Genomic DNA, 17,247 nt, shown 5'->3' on the forward strand with positions numbered 1-17,247 from the left:
CGCCGTCGACCTCGAAGCAGGGATTGTTCCGCAATCCACGCGGCGCCCGTGAGTGTGCTTACGCCGTTGCGGAGCGCTCCGACGTATCCTGACTACAGTGGTCAGGAGCGGTTATGGCCTGGTGGAAAGACGATCCGGATCTGGTGCGGTACTACCGCGAGCAGGACCGCAAGTACGCCGAGCGGCGCGCCGAGATCGATATCGCATTGATCCGCGGCCGATCCGACATCGACGCGGTCAACCGCCGGATCACCGCGGCCGAGGATGCCGAACAGGCCCGGTGGCGTGCGCGAAACCGCCGGTTCGCCGAGAACCTCCGTGACTCCGCCGAGCGCACGTTCGACGACTGCGATCATTTCGAGGAGTCGGCCTGCCGACGCTGGGCCGACGGGATCCATCGGATCTTCCGCACAGCAGCCGACGATCACGCCGAAATCCATGCTCTGCTCGACGATTTCCGCGGCGCCGCAGCCGCGCTCCAGCGTGGTCTGCGCGGTATCGCCGACCTGCTGGGCCTGGAGTTGCCGCCGGACGCCGTACCAGTTCGGGCTCCGTTGACCGAACTGCTGCGAGAGTTCGGTCTCCCGGATCTGCGCAGAACGCTGTCCCACCAGCTGGCGACATCCACCATTGATGTGAGCGAATTGCGCTTCCGCATCCTCGCCTGCGCCCATCTGCGCGCACGAACCCGCCATGAGTGGCTGGCCGAACTGCGGCCGCCGCCACACCGTCCGGGCTGGACCATTCCGCCGTGGGCGATCGATGAGTTGCCCACCGACACGGTATTCGACTTGCGCCGACGGGTGGCGCTGGAGGCTCGCCATGCCGCCCTCGACGCCGGTTTGATCACCAGTTCCTTGGAGCTCCTGGCGACCTATGCCCACTGAGCGTTCAATTCGACGTTGTCGAGACTTTCACCCGTTGATCGATCCATGGATCAACCTCCGCGAGGACAACTGATCTTGGCAGCCAGGGTCTTCGGCCACCATTCGGCCGGCAGGTCGCTGCCGCGGTCGCCCGACTTGACGCAGGGCGCTGAGATCCGCGGCTCGGGACGATATCGGTGCCGACATCGCGAGCCATCGAATACGACATCCTGTGCCAATTCGACGAAATACTGTGGGGGACAGCCTATTTGATGACCATTTCGGCGGCTTCTATGCTGGTATGGAAGGAATCTCGACCGTGATGCACGCTCAGAGAAGGGAACCGAGACCATGCAGCGCCCGCGCCAGCGGATCCGACTGTCCTCGATCCAGGTGTCCTGGTCGGAATCCGACGCCGCGTTCGTGGCGCGCTCCGACCAGTTTCCCGGGATCGCCCACAGTGACCCCCATTCGTCGCTGGCAGCGGTCGACGGCCTGCTCGAGACAGTCGAACGCCCCGGCACGGCGAGCGGATGCGGCGGGCAGGGCGGACCGCAATCACTGCGGTCCCGACCCACACCGGCGGGAAATGCGCAATCCCGGTGGGCGCCGCCCGCCGACGAGTAGCAGGCTTCCGACACGGTAATCGTGGTGCTGATTCATGGGTCTCGGTGTGCAGCCGACCGAACACCACACCCTTGTAGGCGCCGGACAGCACCCAGCCAGGCGCTGCGGGTGCGTCTATGGCTCGCCATCCTGTTCACCCCCGGATCGGGCGAGGTCGTGAAGGCAGCCCGTCGACGACGCGCGCACCCGAAGCAGTGCTCCTGACGGCCACCGAACCAATAGAACTCGCAGCAGACCCTTCTCCTCGATCGACGAGGTGATCCGAGCGGCGCTGTGGCCCGAGAGCGATCGGCACGCGGACCTCGCGGCTGTCGCGAAGATAGGTCGATCGGCCGATCCGGGCGTCACCGTGGCGCGCACACCATTGGTTCGTGACGCGATTGCTACGACGAGCACTGGTCGTGCTGGGGTGTGCGGTTATTGCCTTGCTGTGTAACCCTATTGCCGCGCCGGCGCATCCGATGCCGGGCACCAAGGTTCTGCTCGATGTGGGCGAGACGGCGATCGAGGCCGAATTGCTGATACCCGCGGCCAATCTCGCCGAGGCCAGCGGTATCGATGTCAACGTGCGCCCGCGCCTGTCGGCCGAGGACTCCGCTGGACTGGCGCGCTATGTGGGCGACCATCTACGGCCCACCACACCGGACGGTGTGCCGTGGACCGTGCAGATCGGCGACGTGCACCTGAACTACGCGGATCGAACGGCCATCGGCTCGTACAAGGAACTGGTCGTCCAAGCAGTGCTGACCCCGCCGCCGGGGGCCGACATGCGCCGATTCGTCTTGGGCTACGACGCGGTCATCCACAAGGTCAGCACGCACATCGCCCTCGTCGCGGTCCGTCAGGACTGGCGCGCCGGGCAGGTCGACGTCGGCAACGACGCCAGGCAAGTCGGCGTCATCCGCATGGACGCCGAAACTCTCACCGTGCCACCCCTTTCGGTGGATCTCAGCGAGGCCGGCGCGTGGCGGGGATTCGCCGGGATGGTGAAACTCGGCGGCCATCACATCCTCGAAGGCACCGACCACCTCCTGTTTCTGTTCACTCTGCTGCTGCCGGCCGTGCTGATCGCCAAGAACGGCCGCTGGTACCCGGACAATCGCCCGCGCCGCGCGGTGCGCCACATCCTCGCTGTCACAGTCGCATTCACCGCGGGGCACTCCGTCGCGCTGGCGGTCAGCGCGCTGACTCGGCTGGAGATCCCGGCCGTCCCGGTCGAAATACTCATCGCCGCAACAATTCTGGTGGGCGGTGCACACGCCGTCCGACCGCTGTTCCCGGGCCGGGAAGCCGCCGTCGCCGGGACCTTCGGGCTCATCCACGGTATGGCGTTCTCGTTCACGTTGGCCGAACTCGACTTGTCCACCGGCCAATTGGCGCTCAGCCTGCTCGGATTCAACCTCGGCATCGAAGCCGTTCAGCTGCTGCTGGTCGCACTCGCCCTGCCACCGCTGCTGGTACTGGCCGCCACCCGGGCACAGCCGGTCCTCCGCACCGGCGGCGCCCTCCTGGTGATCACCGCAGCCCTCGGCTGGGCCTTCGATCGACTCGGCTTCGCCAACCCGATCGCCCGCGCCGCGGACCAGGCCGGCACCCTGCTGCTCCCGATCATCGTCACCGCAGCCGCTGCCGCCGTCGTGGTGCTGGCTGCCCGGGCACTGCGACGACGGACACCCGCTCGGCAATTGTCGCGTCACGCCGATCCGATCTCGACACCGCGACGCGAAGCGTGAGCCTCGTCGGCGATTGTCGAAATCCGGTGGAGTTCCAGACATTTCGTGCACAACGGTCACGATATCGGGTTCAACCCGGCCGGTACCGGATGCCCCAGCCCTGGTCGATGACCCATCGTTACCACGGGGATCGGTGGCGGTGTGGCGGCCGGGGCCCCGCCGGGCTGTCGTGCCGGGCCGGGTCGCTCTCGCGGGTCAGGGCGAAGGTGGCCACGCCGATATCGCGGACGAGCGCATCGAGATCGTCGGCGATCGCGGTCAGCGCCGCAGCCAGCCCGCCGGCGTCCGGTGGTGAGGTGCCGGCGCGGTCGTAGGCGGCGTGCAGATGATGCAGGCGCAGCCCCAGACCGAAGAGCCGATCGAGCAGTGCCTCGGCGGCGTCGATGAATTCGGCGACGGCGGCGGAGATCTCAGGGGTGAGCGGAGGTCCGGCGAGCTCGGCCTCCGACGGTCGCGAACGGTCCTCGAGCCGCGCTTCGGGACTCGAGGGGAGATCGGACATGGTTCTACGTCGCCTCCTACGCGCCGGGGCGGCCATTGCCCTCGCTGCCACCGCGAAACCGGGTCGGGGGATCGGAGTGCGGGTCGGCGCACAGGTTCAGCGCACCGGTGGAGGCCACCGTCATCGCGCCCCCGTCGCGCACCAGGGTGATCCCCGCCAGGGGTCCGCCAGGCAGCGTCCCGGAGGCGACGTCGACGATGTCGCGCAATGATTCCTCGACATCGCAGGTGGACAACAACAGCGCGGCCAGCTCCGTCAGGCACAGCGCCGGCTCCTCGGCCATCGATGATCACCCCTCGGGTGAACCGTTTTTCTCCCGTTTCCGCACGCACCCCGCACCCTGCGCGACTGCCGGGTCACCGTGCGCCGGGGAATACCGCCCGGTGTCGCCCGGCTGCCGAGCCGATCACTCCGATGGGACCGGCAGCAGCGGTGCATTCACACGCGATGGCATCGTGCTGCTCACTGGTGTTCCACCCGAGCGGGAAGTGAAACACGATTTCACCGAATCCGCGCTATTGATGTGTCCACCACACGTCGTACCGAGAACTTCGACCGCACAGCAGAATTGGCCGTCAACCCCAGCACGGGACCGCCTGCGGCGACGATACTGGAGGGGTGGACGACACGGTGACCACAGGGAAGTCACCATAGCGCTAGGCCCAGGGAGACGGTGAATGTACGAGGTAAGCCTGGAGCAGCGTCAGTTCATGCTCAGCATGGCGGTGAACTCCGAGATCTCTCAGGGCGGCCGAGTAGTCGCACCTTTCGCCTTTCATGTGCCGGTGGTGGCCCTGTGACCTACCGGCATCCGCCGCAGCAGCCCTACCCGTATCCGGTCCAGCCGATTCCGCCGAAGAAGAAGACGCCGGTGTGGGTTTGGGTTGTCGCCGCGTTCGGCGCCCTGTTTTTCATCGGCATTATCGGCAGCGCAGTCGGTGGTGGGGAGAAGGCCACCGGCTCAGCTACCACGTCTCGGGCACCCGCCACCACCCGAACCCCGGCTCTCGCTCTCGTTCCAGCCACTAGTGCGTCCGCACCGGTGCAGGATCTGACCGTCCCCGCGGTGGCAGGCAAGAACGGCGAGAAGACAACGACCAACCGCCCGTCCGTGCCCGCCCAAGCGGTCCAGACAACCGCAGCACGCGACACGACCACAACACCAGCGTTTGCCCCCGGGCAGGCCAGGTCGCCACTCTGCAAAGCCGTTCCGGACCAATATCTGTCCGTGATCAATGCGTCGTTCAATCAATCGACCTACCAGCTCGGCAACCCGTGGTCGATCCAGGACGGCGACCGCTGGTGGATCGGCGGCCACATCATGGACGGCGACCGACGGGTGTCCAGCGCTGATGTGTGGGTGGCCGACGGGCCGCTGCTGGTGTCGTTGTCCGGTGGAGCGCGGCGGAACTCGACCTTGCTCGATGGGCGCGATCTGCTGAGCCTCAGCGCGGGCGACGAAGAAGGCATCGCTGTCCAGAACTGTGTTACTGCGCGGTGAAGCGATAGAAGCGACCCGACCGACCGCGCCGAATCGGCAGGACGATCGCGCTAGTCGGAGAGTTTGGTCGCCATGCCGGGGAGGCGGTCGACCATGGCTACTACGTAGTCGGCGATTAGTTCTATGAGGATTGGGCGTTCGACTTTCAGGCCGCCGTCGAGCCAGACCAGGGTCAGTTCGGCGGCGCCGCCGGTGATGAGTTGGGCCAGGGCGGTTATGGCGGTGTCTTTGCCTTCGGGGATGTCGAGGAGGAGGCGGGTTTGTTCGATGATGAGTTCGGCTACTTCGCGCATGCCGGCGAAGCGGCGGCGCATGAGGGCTTCGCTGCCGTAGGCCTGGGCGAAGGCTATGTTGGCGCGGCGCGGGTCGTCGGTGACGGAGATGATGAGGGCGGCTACGCCCGCTCGGAGTTTTTGTTCGGCGCCGCCGGGGGTGGCGGTCATGGTAAGGCGGGTTTGGGTCAGGGCTTCCTGTTGGACTTCGGTGAGGAGGGCGCCTGCCAGGGCGTCGAGGTCGGGGAAGGATTCGTAGAAGAAGCGGGGGCCCACGCGGGCTTGTTCGCAGACGCCGCGGACGGTGAGGGCGGACAGGCCTTGGGAGCCGACTATGTCCAGGGCGGCGTCGAGGAGGCGGCGGCGGCGTTGTTCCCGGCGTTCGTCGGTGGTGGTTCCGCGATAGGTTCCGCTGAATTCCCGGGTCACTCAGCCAGCTTCGCATAGATGTCCGGAAACGACCATTTACGGAAACCGTTGTTTCCGATACCGTGGGAGGAGGTATCCCGGAGGGCGAACCGATGATGAATCTCCTTGTGCCCAGCGATCTTCCGGTGCGCGGAACGCTGCGGGCCCATCATGTGCGGGCGCTGCTCAATCTGCGGGCGCGCAGCGCGGCGGCGCGGATCTCGCGGGCGTATCCGTCGGCGCCGCGGGCGCTGGCCGAACCGCCCGCGGGGAGTGGATTGCGGCCTGTGATGGGGGATGCCGGGTTGCCGGGTATCGGACATCTGCTGAGTTCGCTCGGGGATTCGCTGGACTTCTCGCGGGAGCGGTTCGAGCGGTTCGGGGCGGTCAGCTGGTTCGGGATCTTCGGGCGGCCGGTGGTCGGGATCGGCAGTCCGGATGCGGCGGAGGTGGTGCTGCTGGATCGCAAGCACGTGTTCTCCGCGCAGCGCGGGTACGAGTACCTCATCGGGCCGTTCTTCCACGGCGGAGTCCTGTTGCGCGACTTCGACGAACACCTGCATCACCGGCGGATCTTGCAGCAGGCGTTCGGGCGGCCGAGCCTCGTCGGATACCTGGATCTCACCACGCCGCATCTGGACACCGGGATGGCCGCCTGGGAGCCGGGCCGCGACTTCCGGCTCTACGACCACGCGAAACAGCTCCTGCTGGAACAGGCCACGGTGGTGTTCGCCGGCGCTCGCCTCGGCCCCGAGGGCACCCGCCTCGGCCATGCCTTCGAGGACGCGGTGCGCGGCGGGCAGGCGATGATCCGCGCGAAGGTGCCCGGCGGCGTCTGGTCGCGCGGCCTGCGCGGGCGGCGCATCCTCGAGGAGTATTTCCGCCGGGAACTGCCCCGCAAGCGCGCCGGCGATGACGCCGACCTGTTCAGCGTGCTGTGCCGGGCCGCGGCCCGCGAGGACGACTTCACCGACGCGGACATCATCTCGCACATGATCTTCGTGATGATGGCCGCGCACGACACCAGCACCATCGCCATCTCCATGCTGGTCTACGAACTGGCCCGCCATCCGGAATGGCAGGAGCGACTGCGCGCCGAATCCCTTGCCCTGGAATCGGATTCCCTCACCTACGACGACCTGGCCCGGCTGCCGAGCCTGGACCTGGCATTCCGCGAGACCCTGCGCCTGCACGCGCCGGTGGGCCAGGAGGTGCGGGAAACCATCGCCGACACCGACATCCTCGGCTACTACATCCCGCGGGGCACGCTGATCATGATCGGCGCCGTCCCCCTCATGCGCAACGAGAACTACTGGTCCGACCCGGATGTCTTCGATCCGGAACGCTTCAATGCCGAACGCCACGAGGACAATTCGCACCGCTACGCCTGGTCGCCCTTCGGCGGCGGTGCGCACAAGTGCATCGGCATGTATTTCGGCGGCATGACCGTCAAGTCGGTGCTGCACCGCATGCTGCGGCACTACCGCTGGTCCGTCTCGCCCGGCTATCGGGTCCCGCTGACCTCCGGCACCGGCCCGCTGCCCGCCGACGGCCTGCCCATCCACCTGGAACGCCGCTAACGCACGTCCCGCGGAATCCCGAGTTCGATATCCAGATAACTCAATTCGGGATCCCGCCGCCGCCCGTTGCGGAACGCCCGGAACACCAGGTCCTGTGGATGCACCACCGCGAACACGTCCCGGAAGGTCGCCACCGTCCGCCGCGGCGCCCCGTGCAGGCACGGGTTGTACCCGGCGCGCGCCACCGGCCCCTCCCAGATGAGCGCGGCCCCGCCCGGCACACTGTGCGGCGCGAAGCTCCAGCCGAGATCGCGCATGCGCCTGTCGAATTCGCCCGCGCCCAGCCCGGCCACATCCCAGCCGCTGGCCTCGTTGAACAGCTGCCGCCCGTGCAGGAACTGCACGAAACACGGGTCCGGCCCCGGATGCGGGGTGCTGAGATTGATCACCCCGTCCCACGGCAGCGTGGTCAGCGCCCACGCCAGCCTATCCTCGAAATCCGCCCAGTCCGAACAGGATACGGGCGCCCCGCGCTCACTCGGCCGATCGGCCGTCAGCCCGAAGGTCCCGGTCTCCGGCACATCCAGACTCCACGCCGCGATGCGCAGCCGGTCCGGATGCATATCCAGCCCCTCGCGCAGCACCGTCACCACCGAGTCCGCCACCCGCTTGCGCGCATCGATTCCGGCGCCCTGCGCCCACCCGGTGCTCCATTCCCGCGCCAGCCCCGGCTGCTCCCGCACCCGCCGCACCGCCTGCCACTGCGGATCCGGTGCGGCCCCATCCGATTCCGCGGGCAGCGGCACCGGATCCCAGATCCCCTCCGGCTGCGCCTTCAGCACCGATAGCAGCGTCTCGGCATCGGCGGCGTCATCCGGCACCGCCAGCACGATCTCCACATCGCTGCCCTGCTGCGCGAAGTGCACATGCCGCCCGATCCCCGCATCGCGCACCTGTATGAACCGCGGGTTCCATTCCAGCCCCGAATCCGCGTTCTCCGCGCCGTCCTCCAGAAAGAACGGCATCCACTGAAGCAGGACATCCCATCCCTGCACACCCATCTACGCCTCCCTCCAGGCAATCGCCAACCTACCGGGCGGTCTTCGGCCCCGCCGGGGTATGGGTATCGGATGGCCACCCCGGCGTGGTAGAACCTGTTCTAGTTTTCGACGAAGGACCAACGCGCATGAACTGGTACACCGGTAATACCGGCTACGACACCGTCCTGACGATCGCCTTCGGGTTCGCGGCGTTCGTGCTGGTGGGCGGGCTGTTCGGGCAGAGCCCGTACGGCCGGTTCGCCACTACCGAGCTGGGGCTCAATCTGAATCCGAAGCTCGGGTGGTGGCTGATGGAGATTCCGGCCACGGTGGTGTTCGCCATCGCGTACCTGAGCGGCCCGAATCGGTTCGAGCCGACATCGCTGGCGCTGGCGGCCATCTGGATTCTGCACTACGGCAACCGCGGCTGGTTCTTCCCCCTCTCGATTCGCCAAGTGCCCGGCAAGACCAGCAGTTTCAATATTTCGGTGCTCGGCATGGGCATGTTCGTGACGGCCGTGCACGGGTATCTCAACGGCGCGCTGTTCAGCCATGACTACCTGGGGCAGTACGGGACCGGGTGGCTGACCGATCCGCGATTCCTCATCGGCCTGGCGGTGTACCTGGGCGGGTTCGCGCTGCTGGTCAACTCCGAGTGGATCGTTCGCAATCTGCGCGACAAGAACAATCCGGGCGCAACGGAATACAAGATCCCGTTCGGCGGCGGCTTCCGATTCGTCACCAGCCCCACCTATCTCGGCGAGCTGGTGGCCTGGGCCGGGTTCGCCATTCTCACCTGGGCGCTGCCCGGCGTGGTCATTTTCCTCATCACCTTCGGCAATCTGGTGCCGCGCGCCTTCGCCACCCACGCCTGGTACCGGGAGAAGTTCGCCGACTACCCGGCGGAGCGGAAAGCCTTGGTGCCGTATGTGATCTAACGGCCCTGCCGCAGCGCCTTGTCGCGATACATGGCGCTGTCCACGGCGTGCATGAGTTCGTCGATGGCCGTCGAGTCCACATCCACCAGCGCGGTGCCGATACTGGCGCCGACGGTGACCGACAATCCGGCCACATCGAACGGTCGCAGCAGCGCCGCCAGGATATCGTCGGCCACGGTGGTCAATTCCTCGTGGTTGGAACAGTTCTCGACCAGCACGATGAATTCGTCGCCGCCCAGCCGGGCCGCCACCGCCTTGCCCGGCAGCACCGCGCGCAGCCGCTGCGCCACGTCACGCAGCACCTGGTCCCCGGCGGTGTGGCCGCGCTGATCGTTGATCTCCTTGAACCCGTCCAGATCCAGATAGCAGACGCCGATGCGCCCGCTGGCCGCGGCGAGCCGGTCGAAGAACAGCAGGCGGTTGGGCAGACCGGTGAGCGAATCGTGGTGCGCGTCGTGCCAGAGCTGATCGGCCAGTTGCTTGCGCTCGGTGACATCGACGGTGACGCCGACCAGGAACCGCGGCCGCCCGTCGCTGTCGCGCACGACGGACATGGACAGGTCGACGACGGCGGTGCCGCCGTCGGGGCGGGTGTGCTCGGTCTCGGTGCGGAAGCTCGCGATCTGCCCGGAGAGCAGGCGCTGGAATTTGTCGAAGGCGTCGCCGATATTGGCCGGGCCCAGAATATCGGCCACCGAACGGCCGGGCATGGCCTCGGCGGGCACGCCCAGGGTCTCGGCCATGGCGCGGTTCACGTCCACCACCCGGCCGGTGCTGATGTCCACCGTGCCGATGCCGACCGAGGCGCCCGCGAAGATCGCCTGGAACCGGGCCTCGGACAGCTGCCGCCGCGCCTCGGCCTCCCGCGCGGCGGTGAGCGCGGCGGCCAGGGTGGTCTCCTGTTCGGCCAGCGCGGCATTGCGCAGGCCGGCGGTGAATTCGGCGGCGAATTCCGCGGCCACCTCGATGGCGCGGTCGCGGACCGGCTCGTAGTCCGGGCAGTCGCGATCGGGGCAGACGGCGCGCACCAGGTCCTTGCAGAGCACCAGCAGTGAGCGATGCACGGCGCGGGAGTCCCGGTAATTGGCCGCGACCAGCGCCGCCGCGGCCTCCCGCGCCACCGAGACGTCCTCGGTGCCCCGCACCGCCGCCATCAAGCGCGCGGTGTACCCCTCCAGCAGTTCTTCCACCTCGGACCTGGTGAGCGTGGGTGCGACCGCGCCGTCGAGCATGCCGGCCCAGCGGATCGCCAGTTCGTGCGCCGTTCCCACCACGACTCCCCTGCCCCGGATCGCCCGCGCCGCTCAGGCTTTCCGGCCGACGCCCGCGAGGCCCAGGGAGCGGCCCGGAGTCTCGTGCTGATCTCGGTCGGATTCGGGTCGCCACTGCGGCAGTTCGACCACGCCGGGCTCGATCAGCTCCCAGCCGTCGAAGAAGCCGGTGATCGCTTCGCGGGAGCGGAAGTGAATGCCGATCTTGTTTTCGTCCGCGGCATTGGCGCCGAGTTTGGCGGCGTCCTCCGGGCGGGTGGCGGAGGTCAGATGCGAGAGGGCGAGGTAGCTGCCCGCGGGCACCGCGGCGCGCACGGCGGCCACCTGCTCACCGGGTTGATCGGCATCGCCGAGCAGGTGCAGGACCGCGATCATGAGCACACCGACCGGTTGGGAGAAATCGATAATGCCGGTGGCCTGGGCCTGATCGAGCAGATCCGCGGGCTTGCGCAGATCCGCCTCGATGGCCGCGGCCCGGTCGTTGTCCAGCAGGATCGCCCGAGCGTGCGCGACGGCCACCGGATCGATATCGGCGTAGAGCACCCGACAGGCGGGATCGATCTCCTGCGCGACCTGGTGCACATTGCCCGCGGTCGGGATGCCCGAACCGATGTCCAGGAATTGCCGCACGCCCGAATCCACCAGGAAGCGCACGGCCCGGCGCAGGAAGGCCCGGTTGCTCAATGCCACCCGCGGCAGGTCCGGTACCAGCATTTTGCCCATCTCGGCGGCTTTGCGGTCGATCTCGAAGTTGTGCGAACCGCCCAGCAGCGCGTCGTACATGCGAGCCGGGCTCGCCTGCGTCATATCCACGCCTTCCGGGGCCCATGCCGGTCTTTCCATGTCGAACCCTCCTGCGATCTCGATCGAAACCCGGCCGGTCGATCCCGTGTTCCCGATCACCCGGACGGTGTAAAGCGAATGTTAGCCCCCGTTCTCGAGAAATCTCGCGTCGGTGCCAATCTCCTTGTGACGTGCGAAGTTCCTTACGCCCCGGTCGCCGGCGCACACGTGCTCTGCGTGATCCCCGGCACGCACACCCCGGTGACGTCCGCCAGCAGCAGCCGCCCGCCCAGCAGCAGCGAGCACACCGCGATCGCACCGAACAGCAGCACCCACAGCAGTCCCGGAATGCGGGTCAGCCGGGCCAGCTGATCGGCGTCGGAATTCGGCTCGTGCCGCCGGTTGCGCTGCAGTTCCAGCACCGGGCGCACCGCGGCGAGCAGCAGGAACCAGGCCGCCAGATAGGCCAGCCCGGCCTGGGTGAGATCGGTGCCGAACCACGACACCGCGAAGACGACGCCGCCGATCACGAACATGCTGAGAACGCCGTAGAGATTGCGCACCTTCACCAGCAGGATGAGCAGCAAGGCGATGGTCAGCCACAGCATGAGCGTGATCCGGTGCGCGCCCAGCAAGGCGGCATAGGCCAGCCCCAGCAGCGCCGGCGCCGGATAGCCGGCCGCGCTGGTGAGAATCATGCCCAGCCCGTAGGGCTTTCCGCTGGAAACGGTGAGTCCGGAAGTGTCGGAATGCAATCGGATGCTGTTGAGCCGCCGCCCGGTGAGCAGCGCCGTGAACGCGTGCCCGCCTTCGTGCGCCAGGGTCACCACATTGCGCAGAATCCGCCAGGTGGGCCGGAACGCCACCAGTAGCAGCGCGATCACGCCGGTTCCGATCACCAATTCCACCGGGGGCGGGGTCTGCGTGGTGGTCAGCCGATCGATGATCGAACTGCCGCGTTCGACGAACTCTGCGGTGTCCATCGCCGAACCTTAGCGAACCGTCGTGTTCCGGGCTGTTCGAGGCGGCGCAGGGCGGACAGGGCGGCATTGTGGCCGCCCATGCCGTGCGCGCCCGCGCCGGGTGGGGTCGACGCCGAGCAGATGAACATGCCGGGGACGCCGGTGTAGTACGGGTCGGGCGCGATACGCGGGCGGGTCAGCAGTTGCGGTGGGGATGCCGCACCGCCTATGACATCGCCGCCGACGAAGTTCGGGTTGGCCGCCGCCAGATCCGTGGTGCTGGTCACCGAGGTCGCGATGATGCGGTCGCGGAATCCGGGGGCGAAGCGCTCGATGTGATCGATGATGGCGCTGGTGGCATCACCGGTGAAGCCGTGCGGCACATGGGCGTAGGCGTATACGGGGTGGAGGTCGCCACGGGAGCGAGCTGGATCGGCGAGGTACTGCTGGCCGAGAATGATGAACGGGCGAGCCGGCATGCGTCCGGCATTGGTATCGCGTTCGGTCGCCACCATATCGGCGAAAGAGCCTGCGACGTGGACGGTTCCGGCGCGGTGGCAACCCTCGTTGGTCCAGGGGATGCCGCCCTCGACGGCCAGGTCCAGCTTGAAGGCCCCCGGACCGTAGGAATAGCGCCGATAGGCGCGCTGAACTCGGTTCGGCATCCGGTCGCCGAGGATGCGGGCGACCGCATGAGGTCCGAGATTGAACAGCGTGAGGTCAGCGGGCGGCAGATCCGCAGCCGACTCGATGCGCACCCCCGTCTCGATACGTCCGCCGAGTGAGATCAGAAGTGACGCCAAGGCATCGGTAATGGCCTGCGAACCACCCTGCGCCACGGGCCAGCCGTAGCGCTGATTCACGGCCACGAACATCATGCCGAGCGCCGCCGAGGTCGGGCGGGTCAAGGGCCGGAAAGAGTGGGCGCAGGCGCCGCCGAAGAGCGCCTTCGCCTCCTCGGTCCGCCACAGCCGGGCGAGCAGCGCCGCCGAGGCCAGTGACGGTATACCCAAGCGCGCCAGGCTGATCGGATGGCGAGGCACATGCGCGGGCGGTTGAAAGATCTCGCCGATGATGTCGTCGATGTTCGAGGAAATCTTGCCGTACAAGCGGTTCCAGCGTTGCTCGTCGACGCCGAACCCCGCCGCGGTCTGCGCGACCGAGCGAACCAGCACTCCCGCCGAACCGCCATCGAGCGGGTGCGCGAGGTCGATCGGGGCATAGCGCCACGTGAGACCATGCTTTTCGAGATCAAGGCCGTGCAGGAACGGCGACGCCGCAGCGAACGGATGAACCGCCGAGCAGTGATCGTGCAGCAGCCCGGGCACGGTGTACTCCCCGCTGCGAGTACCGCCCGCAATGCTGTCGGCCGCCTCCAGCACCGTCACATCGACCCCGCGCTCGGCCAGGGTCACCGCGGCCGCGAGCCCATTGGGCCCCGCGCCCACCACGATCGCGGTAGTCATCGCTCCCCCTCGTCCACTCATCCAGCGTAGCCACCGCCGGGGCGCATCGAACCGTCCGCGCGTGCGTCATCGATTACGTCATCCGGCTCACGCGGCGCCTACTCGACCACGCCTGACGTCGCAGGCATGGGAAGCCACATTCCCGCTCGGAGGCGAGTTCACGAGGTGAAGTTGAACAACCCACTGTTCATCGAGGGCGGGTCTACGTCGACGCCGGCGAGACCGGGATCATCCGCTCGGTCTCAACCCACGCGGGCCCGAAGGTATGCGTAGTCCGCCCTGACCATGGACCCGACCGCCGAGCCACCCACCACCGACGTAACCCCAGCCTGACCTGGACATGCGATCACCGGGAACTGATGGCGGCATCGGCCGAGAAGCCCCCGCCACCAGTTCCCGGTGATCATTTGACCAGGGGTGCGAGCACTCGTCGGACGCGCAGCACACCGGTCAGCATCGGCAGCACGAACTCGCCGTTGGCGGTTTCCGGTGTGCTTGCGAGGAAAGCACGGATTCGGGTGAGCGTGGCCACCCGCACGTAGTCGGACAGGACCAGCACTCCCGCACGCGTCGCAAGGGTCGCGACGAGGGAGTCGGCGGTGCGGCGCTGACCGTGCGCGAACTCGGCCCGCTCGGGCGAGCCGAACCGAGCGTACCCGCAGGCGGGGAAATGGGACGGGCAACTGCTGCAATGAGATTGCCGGTTGCGATGACCATTGTTGCGGGATCTCGGGGGCGCCGGTACGCTGGGCGGCGGATCTAGTTGGTGATCTGCTCAGGCGGTCACCGTGTGGATGTAGGTGAGTAGCTCCCTCCCACACATTCCAAAACCCATTTGGTTGACGTTCTCGGTGTGACGTCGCCGGTCTGGGATCCATCGCAGCCGATGCTGCATTCGCGGCGCTTCGCCGTATCCGAACGACTACATACATCCACTCTGATGAGAGGGAAAACCATGACAGACAACATGATTGATGTGGGTGATGGGCGGGTGCCGGTGACCGGCATCCTCGATATCACCGACAACCACGCGACCGTGCGGGTCGATGGCTATCAGGCCGGCCCGGACGATGTTCACGTGTCCGCTCGGCTCATCCGCGAATGCGGGTTGCGGCGCGGGGACATTGTCACCGGTGTGGCCGGGACCAGGCGGGACGGGGTCAAGCTGGCGCCATTGCTGGCAGTCGAGACCGTCAACGGGTTGACGACCGAGTGGGCGAAGGGGCGCCCGCGGTTCGGCGATCTGGTGCCCATCTATCCGAATGAGCGGCTCCGGCTGGAGAGCGAACCGCATGAACTGACGACTCGGATCGCCGATCTGGTGACGCCGATCGGGAAGGGGCAGCGGGCGCTGGTGGTCGCGCCGCCGAAGGCGGGGAAAACCTCTGTGCTGCAGGCTTTCGCGCACGGGATTGCCAAGAATCACCCGGAGTGCCAGATCATGCTGGTGCTCGTCGGCGAACGGCCCGAGGAGGTCACCGACCTGTCCCGGGGCGTGCCCGCCGATATCGCGGCGGCCACGTTCGATCAGCCGCCGCGGGAGCAGATCGCGGTCGCCGAACTGGCGATCGAGCATGCCAAGCGGCTGGTGGAAATGGGCCGCGACGTGGTGGTGCTGCTCGATTCGCTGACCCGGCTGGCGCGCGCGTACAACATGGCCGCACCTTCCTCCGGGCGAGTGCTGTCCGGCGGCGTGGATGCGGGAGCGCTGGCGCCGCCGAAGAAGTTCCTGGGCGCCGCCCGGAATATGGAGAACGGCGGTTCGCTCACGATTATCGCCAGTGCGCTGGTGGAGACCGGGTCGCTGGCCGACACCGTCATCTTCGAGGAGTACAAGGGCACCGGGAATTGCGAGCTCAAGCTCGATCGGCGGAGTGCGGATCGGCGGCTGTTCCCCGCCGTCGACGTCGCCCAGTCCAGCACGCGCCGGGATGATCTGCTGTTCACCCCGGACGAATTGGCGGCGACCGCGGCCATGCGCCGCACATTGACCGAACGCGATCCGCAGCAAGCCCTCGAACTGCTGCTGACCGGGCTACGTCAGACCCAGACCAATGCCGAGTTCCTGACCCAGATTCGGTCGGCCGGGAACGGCGGACGCGGTACCGCGTGACCGGGGACGGTCCCGCGGGGCCAACACGCCAGGGCTCAGACCGATCGGTATCGGCACGAGGCTGTGGTGGAATCGGGTGCTCGTTCGCGCTCGATGACCGGCATCGCACCGATAGGAGACGAATTGGCCCGGATCGGAATCCGATTGCTCGCGGTGCTGGCGGTGGCCGGGGTGACGGCCTGTTCGGAACCGCCGCAGCGGCCCGAACCCGGTATCGAGCCGGTGACGGTGGGGGCGACCGCCGCGGGCTTGATCCTCGACGGGAAACCTTGGTGGCCTTCGGGCTTCGATGCACCGCAACTGGCGACCAACTTCGCGATCAATTTCGGGTGCGGGGCCGAGGTGGAGCTGGATGCGTATTTCGGGGCGCTGCCGAAGAACGCGTTGACGCGGTTCAATCTGTTTCAGGCCTTCGCGGTGGACAAAACCACCGGGGAACTCAATTTCACCGCGGTCGACGCGGTGTTCCAGGCCGCCGAGCGGCATCGGCAACTGGTGCTGCCGGTGCTGTCCGCACAGGACGGCGGATGCAGTGACGAACGGTTCAAGCAGCGGCAGTGGTACGTGGACGGGTGGAAACGGTTCACGCCGGTGCGGGGGCGAACCGTCATGAGCTATCGGGATTGGGTGCGGACCGCGGTGTCGCGCTGGCACGACAGTCCGGTGCTGGCGGGGTGGGAGTTGATGGGGGAACCGGAGGCGAGCGAGTGCGCGGGCCGCGATTGCACGCTGCGGGCGCGGACCTGTCCGGCGGACGCGGCGCAGGTACTGCGGCGGTTCTTCGACGAGGCGGGCGCGATCGTGCGACAGCTGGATCCGGGACGGTTGATCTTCTCCGGGTTCACCGGTGGCGGGCAGTGCGGGACCGCGGGCGCGGACTACCGGTTCGTCGGCGCCTCGCCGCACGTGGATGTGCTGGACTACCACGACTATTCGAAGGACCCCGCCGCATTGCCCGGCGAAGGGCCCGACGGCCTGGCGGTGCGGTTCCAGCAGGCCCGCGACCTCGGGAAGCCATTGCTGCTGGCGGAGGTCGGCGCGGAGGCCGGGTCGTGCCGCACCGTACAGGCGCGCCGCGACGATATGGCGGTCAAGCTGACCACGGTGCGGGAGGCGGGTGCGGCCGGGGCGCTGTTCTGGGCCTTCGTCCCGGATCCGCGCCCGGACGAGTGCACCCTGGACATCGGCCCGCGCGATCCGCTGTGGACGCTGGTGGCCGAGCGGATCACCGTCGGCCCGTAGCCG

General features: G+C 67.6%; 18 protein-coding genes. 9 read left to right on the forward strand and 9 right to left on the reverse strand.

Annotated features, from left to right (window positions below):
* Nucleotides 1–113: 113 nt before the first annotated feature.
* The 3 genes from ACYQ5L_RS23720 to ACYQ5L_RS23730 all read left to right on the forward strand — a co-directional run bounded on the left by ACYQ5L_RS23720 (nucleotide 114) and on the right by ACYQ5L_RS23730 (nucleotide 3,226).
* Nucleotides 114–887, forward strand: coding sequence for a hypothetical protein (locus ACYQ5L_RS23720; protein WP_459960272.1), 774 nt, complete (start codon nucleotides 114–116; stop codon nucleotides 885–887).
* 330 nt (nucleotides 888–1,217) lie between these two features.
* A complete protein-coding gene (locus tag ACYQ5L_RS23725; RefSeq protein ID WP_459960274.1) occupies nucleotides 1,218–1,493 on the forward strand; it encodes a hypothetical protein in 276 nt (91 codons plus the stop codon).
* A gap of 371 nt (nucleotides 1,494–1,864) precedes the next feature.
* The gene (locus ACYQ5L_RS23730) at nucleotides 1,865–3,226 is read left to right on the forward strand and encodes a HupE/UreJ family protein (RefSeq protein WP_459960276.1); all 1,362 of its coding nucleotides are present in this window, start codon (nucleotides 1,865–1,867) and stop codon (nucleotides 3,224–3,226) included.
* Between the two features lie 118 nt (nucleotides 3,227–3,344).
* Here the strand turns inward: ACYQ5L_RS23730 and ACYQ5L_RS23735 are convergent, their stop codons facing one another.
* Nucleotides 3,345–3,728: a hypothetical protein gene (locus tag ACYQ5L_RS23735; protein WP_459960278.1), complete on the reverse strand. Its 384-nt coding sequence runs from the start codon at nucleotides 3,726–3,728 to the stop codon at nucleotides 3,345–3,347.
* Nucleotides 3,729–3,744: 16 nt separating this feature from the next.
* On the reverse strand, nucleotides 3,745–4,011 hold the full coding sequence (locus ACYQ5L_RS23740) for a hypothetical protein (RefSeq protein WP_459960280.1): 267 nt from the start codon (nucleotides 4,009–4,011) through the stop codon (nucleotides 3,745–3,747).
* Nucleotides 4,012–4,405: 394 nt separating this feature from the next.
* On the opposite strand from ACYQ5L_RS23740, the gene ACYQ5L_RS23745 reads away from it, so the two are divergent.
* Nucleotides 4,406–4,528 (forward strand): hypothetical protein, encoded by a 123-nt coding sequence (locus ACYQ5L_RS23745; RefSeq protein WP_459960282.1) that lies wholly within the window; start codon nucleotides 4,406–4,408, stop codon nucleotides 4,526–4,528.
* Nucleotides 4,525–5,229 (forward strand): hypothetical protein, encoded by a 705-nt coding sequence (locus ACYQ5L_RS23750; protein ID WP_459960284.1) that lies wholly within the window; start codon nucleotides 4,525–4,527, stop codon nucleotides 5,227–5,229. Before ACYQ5L_RS23745 ends, ACYQ5L_RS23750 begins: the two co-directional genes overlap by 4 nt.
* A 50-nt stretch (nucleotides 5,230–5,279) precedes the next feature.
* On the opposite strand, the gene ACYQ5L_RS23755 is transcribed toward ACYQ5L_RS23750, so the two are convergent.
* The gene (locus ACYQ5L_RS23755) at nucleotides 5,280–5,930 is read right to left on the reverse strand and encodes a TetR/AcrR family transcriptional regulator (protein WP_459960286.1); all 651 of its coding nucleotides are present in this window, start codon (nucleotides 5,928–5,930) and stop codon (nucleotides 5,280–5,282) included.
* A 92-nt stretch (nucleotides 5,931–6,022) separates the two neighbouring features.
* On the opposite strand from ACYQ5L_RS23755, the gene ACYQ5L_RS23760 reads away from it, so the two are divergent.
* The gene (locus ACYQ5L_RS23760) at nucleotides 6,023–7,489 is read left to right on the forward strand and encodes a cytochrome P450 (protein ID WP_459960287.1); all 1,467 of its coding nucleotides are present in this window, start codon (nucleotides 6,023–6,025) and stop codon (nucleotides 7,487–7,489) included.
* On the opposite strand, the gene ACYQ5L_RS23765 is transcribed toward ACYQ5L_RS23760, so the two are convergent.
* Nucleotides 7,486–8,490, reverse strand: a complete 1,005-nt coding sequence (locus ACYQ5L_RS23765; RefSeq protein ID WP_459960289.1) for a TY-Chap domain-containing protein — start codon at nucleotides 8,488–8,490, stop codon at nucleotides 7,486–7,488. The two genes, ACYQ5L_RS23760 and ACYQ5L_RS23765, sit on opposite strands and share 4 nt — an antisense overlap.
* 125 nt (nucleotides 8,491–8,615) lie before the next feature.
* On the opposite strand from ACYQ5L_RS23765, the gene ACYQ5L_RS23770 reads away from it, so the two are divergent.
* Complete coding sequence (locus tag ACYQ5L_RS23770; RefSeq protein ID WP_459960291.1) at nucleotides 8,616–9,407, forward strand: phosphatidylethanolamine N-methyltransferase family domain-containing protein; 792 nt, start codon at nucleotides 8,616–8,618, stop codon at nucleotides 9,405–9,407.
* Here the strand turns inward: ACYQ5L_RS23770 and ACYQ5L_RS23775 are convergent.
* The 5 genes from ACYQ5L_RS23775 to ACYQ5L_RS23795 form a co-directional block, all read right to left on the reverse strand.
* Nucleotides 9,404–10,678, reverse strand: coding sequence for a diguanylate cyclase domain-containing protein (locus tag ACYQ5L_RS23775; protein WP_459960293.1), 1,275 nt, complete (start codon nucleotides 10,676–10,678; stop codon nucleotides 9,404–9,406). The genes ACYQ5L_RS23770 and ACYQ5L_RS23775 overlap by 4 nt on opposite strands.
* A 33-nt stretch (nucleotides 10,679–10,711) precedes the next feature.
* A complete protein-coding gene (locus tag ACYQ5L_RS23780) occupies nucleotides 10,712–11,521 on the reverse strand; it encodes an SAM-dependent methyltransferase (protein ID WP_459960295.1) in 810 nt (269 codons plus the stop codon).
* Nucleotides 11,522–11,664: 143 nt separating this feature from the next.
* A complete protein-coding gene (locus tag ACYQ5L_RS23785; RefSeq protein WP_459960297.1) occupies nucleotides 11,665–12,444 on the reverse strand; it encodes a M50 family metallopeptidase in 780 nt (259 codons plus the stop codon).
* Nucleotides 12,393–13,889 carry a phytoene desaturase family protein gene (locus ACYQ5L_RS23790; protein ID WP_459960299.1) on the reverse strand — a complete coding sequence of 499 codons (1,497 nt, stop codon included), beginning with the start codon at nucleotides 13,887–13,889 and terminating at the stop codon, nucleotides 12,393–12,395. The genes ACYQ5L_RS23785 and ACYQ5L_RS23790 overlap by 52 nt, the downstream gene beginning before the upstream one ends.
* Before the next feature lie 403 nt (nucleotides 13,890–14,292).
* On the reverse strand, nucleotides 14,293–14,448 hold the full coding sequence (locus ACYQ5L_RS23795) for a hypothetical protein (protein WP_459960301.1): 156 nt from the start codon (nucleotides 14,446–14,448) through the stop codon (nucleotides 14,293–14,295).
* A 396-nt stretch (nucleotides 14,449–14,844) separates the two neighbouring features.
* On the opposite strand from ACYQ5L_RS23795, the gene ACYQ5L_RS23800 reads away from it, so the two are divergent.
* Together ACYQ5L_RS23800 and ACYQ5L_RS23805 are read left to right on the forward strand one after the other, a co-directional pair.
* Complete coding sequence (locus ACYQ5L_RS23800) at nucleotides 14,845–16,002, forward strand: transcription termination factor Rho, short form (RefSeq protein WP_459960303.1); 1,158 nt, start codon at nucleotides 14,845–14,847, stop codon at nucleotides 16,000–16,002.
* A gap of 93 nt (nucleotides 16,003–16,095) precedes the next feature.
* Nucleotides 16,096–17,244 (forward strand): glycoside hydrolase 5 family protein, encoded by a 1,149-nt coding sequence (locus tag ACYQ5L_RS23805; protein WP_459960305.1) that lies wholly within the window; start codon nucleotides 16,096–16,098, stop codon nucleotides 17,242–17,244.
* Nucleotides 17,245–17,247 lie beyond the last annotated feature (3 nt).

The sequence above is a fragment of the Nocardia sp. IFM 10818 genome (assembly GCF_054655275.1).

What these genes read in the sequence shown, in the direction of transcription:
- ACYQ5L_RS23720 (WP_459960272.1), top strand. Translation starts at nt 114, where the DNA reads ATGGCCTGGTGGAAAGACGATCCGGATCTGGTGCGGTACTACCGCGAG.
- ACYQ5L_RS23725 (WP_459960274.1), top strand. Translation starts at nt 1,218, where the DNA reads ATGCAGCGCCCGCGCCAGCGGATCCGACTGTCCTCGATCCAGGTGTCC.
- ACYQ5L_RS23735 (WP_459960278.1), bottom strand. Translation starts at nt 3,728, where the DNA reads ATGTCCGATCTCCCCTCGAGTCCCGAAGCGCGGCTCGAGGACCGTTCG.
- ACYQ5L_RS23740 (WP_459960280.1), bottom strand. Translation starts at nt 4,011, where the DNA reads ATGGCCGAGGAGCCGGCGCTGTGCCTGACGGAGCTGGCCGCGCTGTTG.
- ACYQ5L_RS23745 (WP_459960282.1), top strand. Translation starts at nt 4,406, where the DNA reads ATGTACGAGGTAAGCCTGGAGCAGCGTCAGTTCATGCTCAGCATGGCG.
- ACYQ5L_RS23760 (WP_459960287.1), top strand. Translation starts at nt 6,023, where the DNA reads ATGATGAATCTCCTTGTGCCCAGCGATCTTCCGGTGCGCGGAACGCTG.
- ACYQ5L_RS23765 (WP_459960289.1), bottom strand. Translation starts at nt 8,490, where the DNA reads ATGGGTGTGCAGGGATGGGATGTCCTGCTTCAGTGGATGCCGTTCTTT.
- ACYQ5L_RS23770 (WP_459960291.1), top strand. Translation starts at nt 8,616, where the DNA reads ATGAACTGGTACACCGGTAATACCGGCTACGACACCGTCCTGACGATC.
- ACYQ5L_RS23780 (WP_459960295.1), bottom strand. Translation starts at nt 11,521, where the DNA reads ATGGAAAGACCGGCATGGGCCCCGGAAGGCGTGGATATGACGCAGGCG.
- ACYQ5L_RS23785 (WP_459960297.1), bottom strand. Translation starts at nt 12,444, where the DNA reads ATGGACACCGCAGAGTTCGTCGAACGCGGCAGTTCGATCATCGATCGG.
- ACYQ5L_RS23790 (WP_459960299.1), bottom strand. Translation starts at nt 13,889, where the DNA reads ATGACTACCGCGATCGTGGTGGGCGCGGGGCCCAATGGGCTCGCGGCC.
- ACYQ5L_RS23800 (WP_459960303.1), top strand. Translation starts at nt 14,845, where the DNA reads ATGACAGACAACATGATTGATGTGGGTGATGGGCGGGTGCCGGTGACC.
- ACYQ5L_RS23805 (WP_459960305.1), top strand. Translation starts at nt 16,096, where the DNA reads ATGACCGGCATCGCACCGATAGGAGACGAATTGGCCCGGATCGGAATC.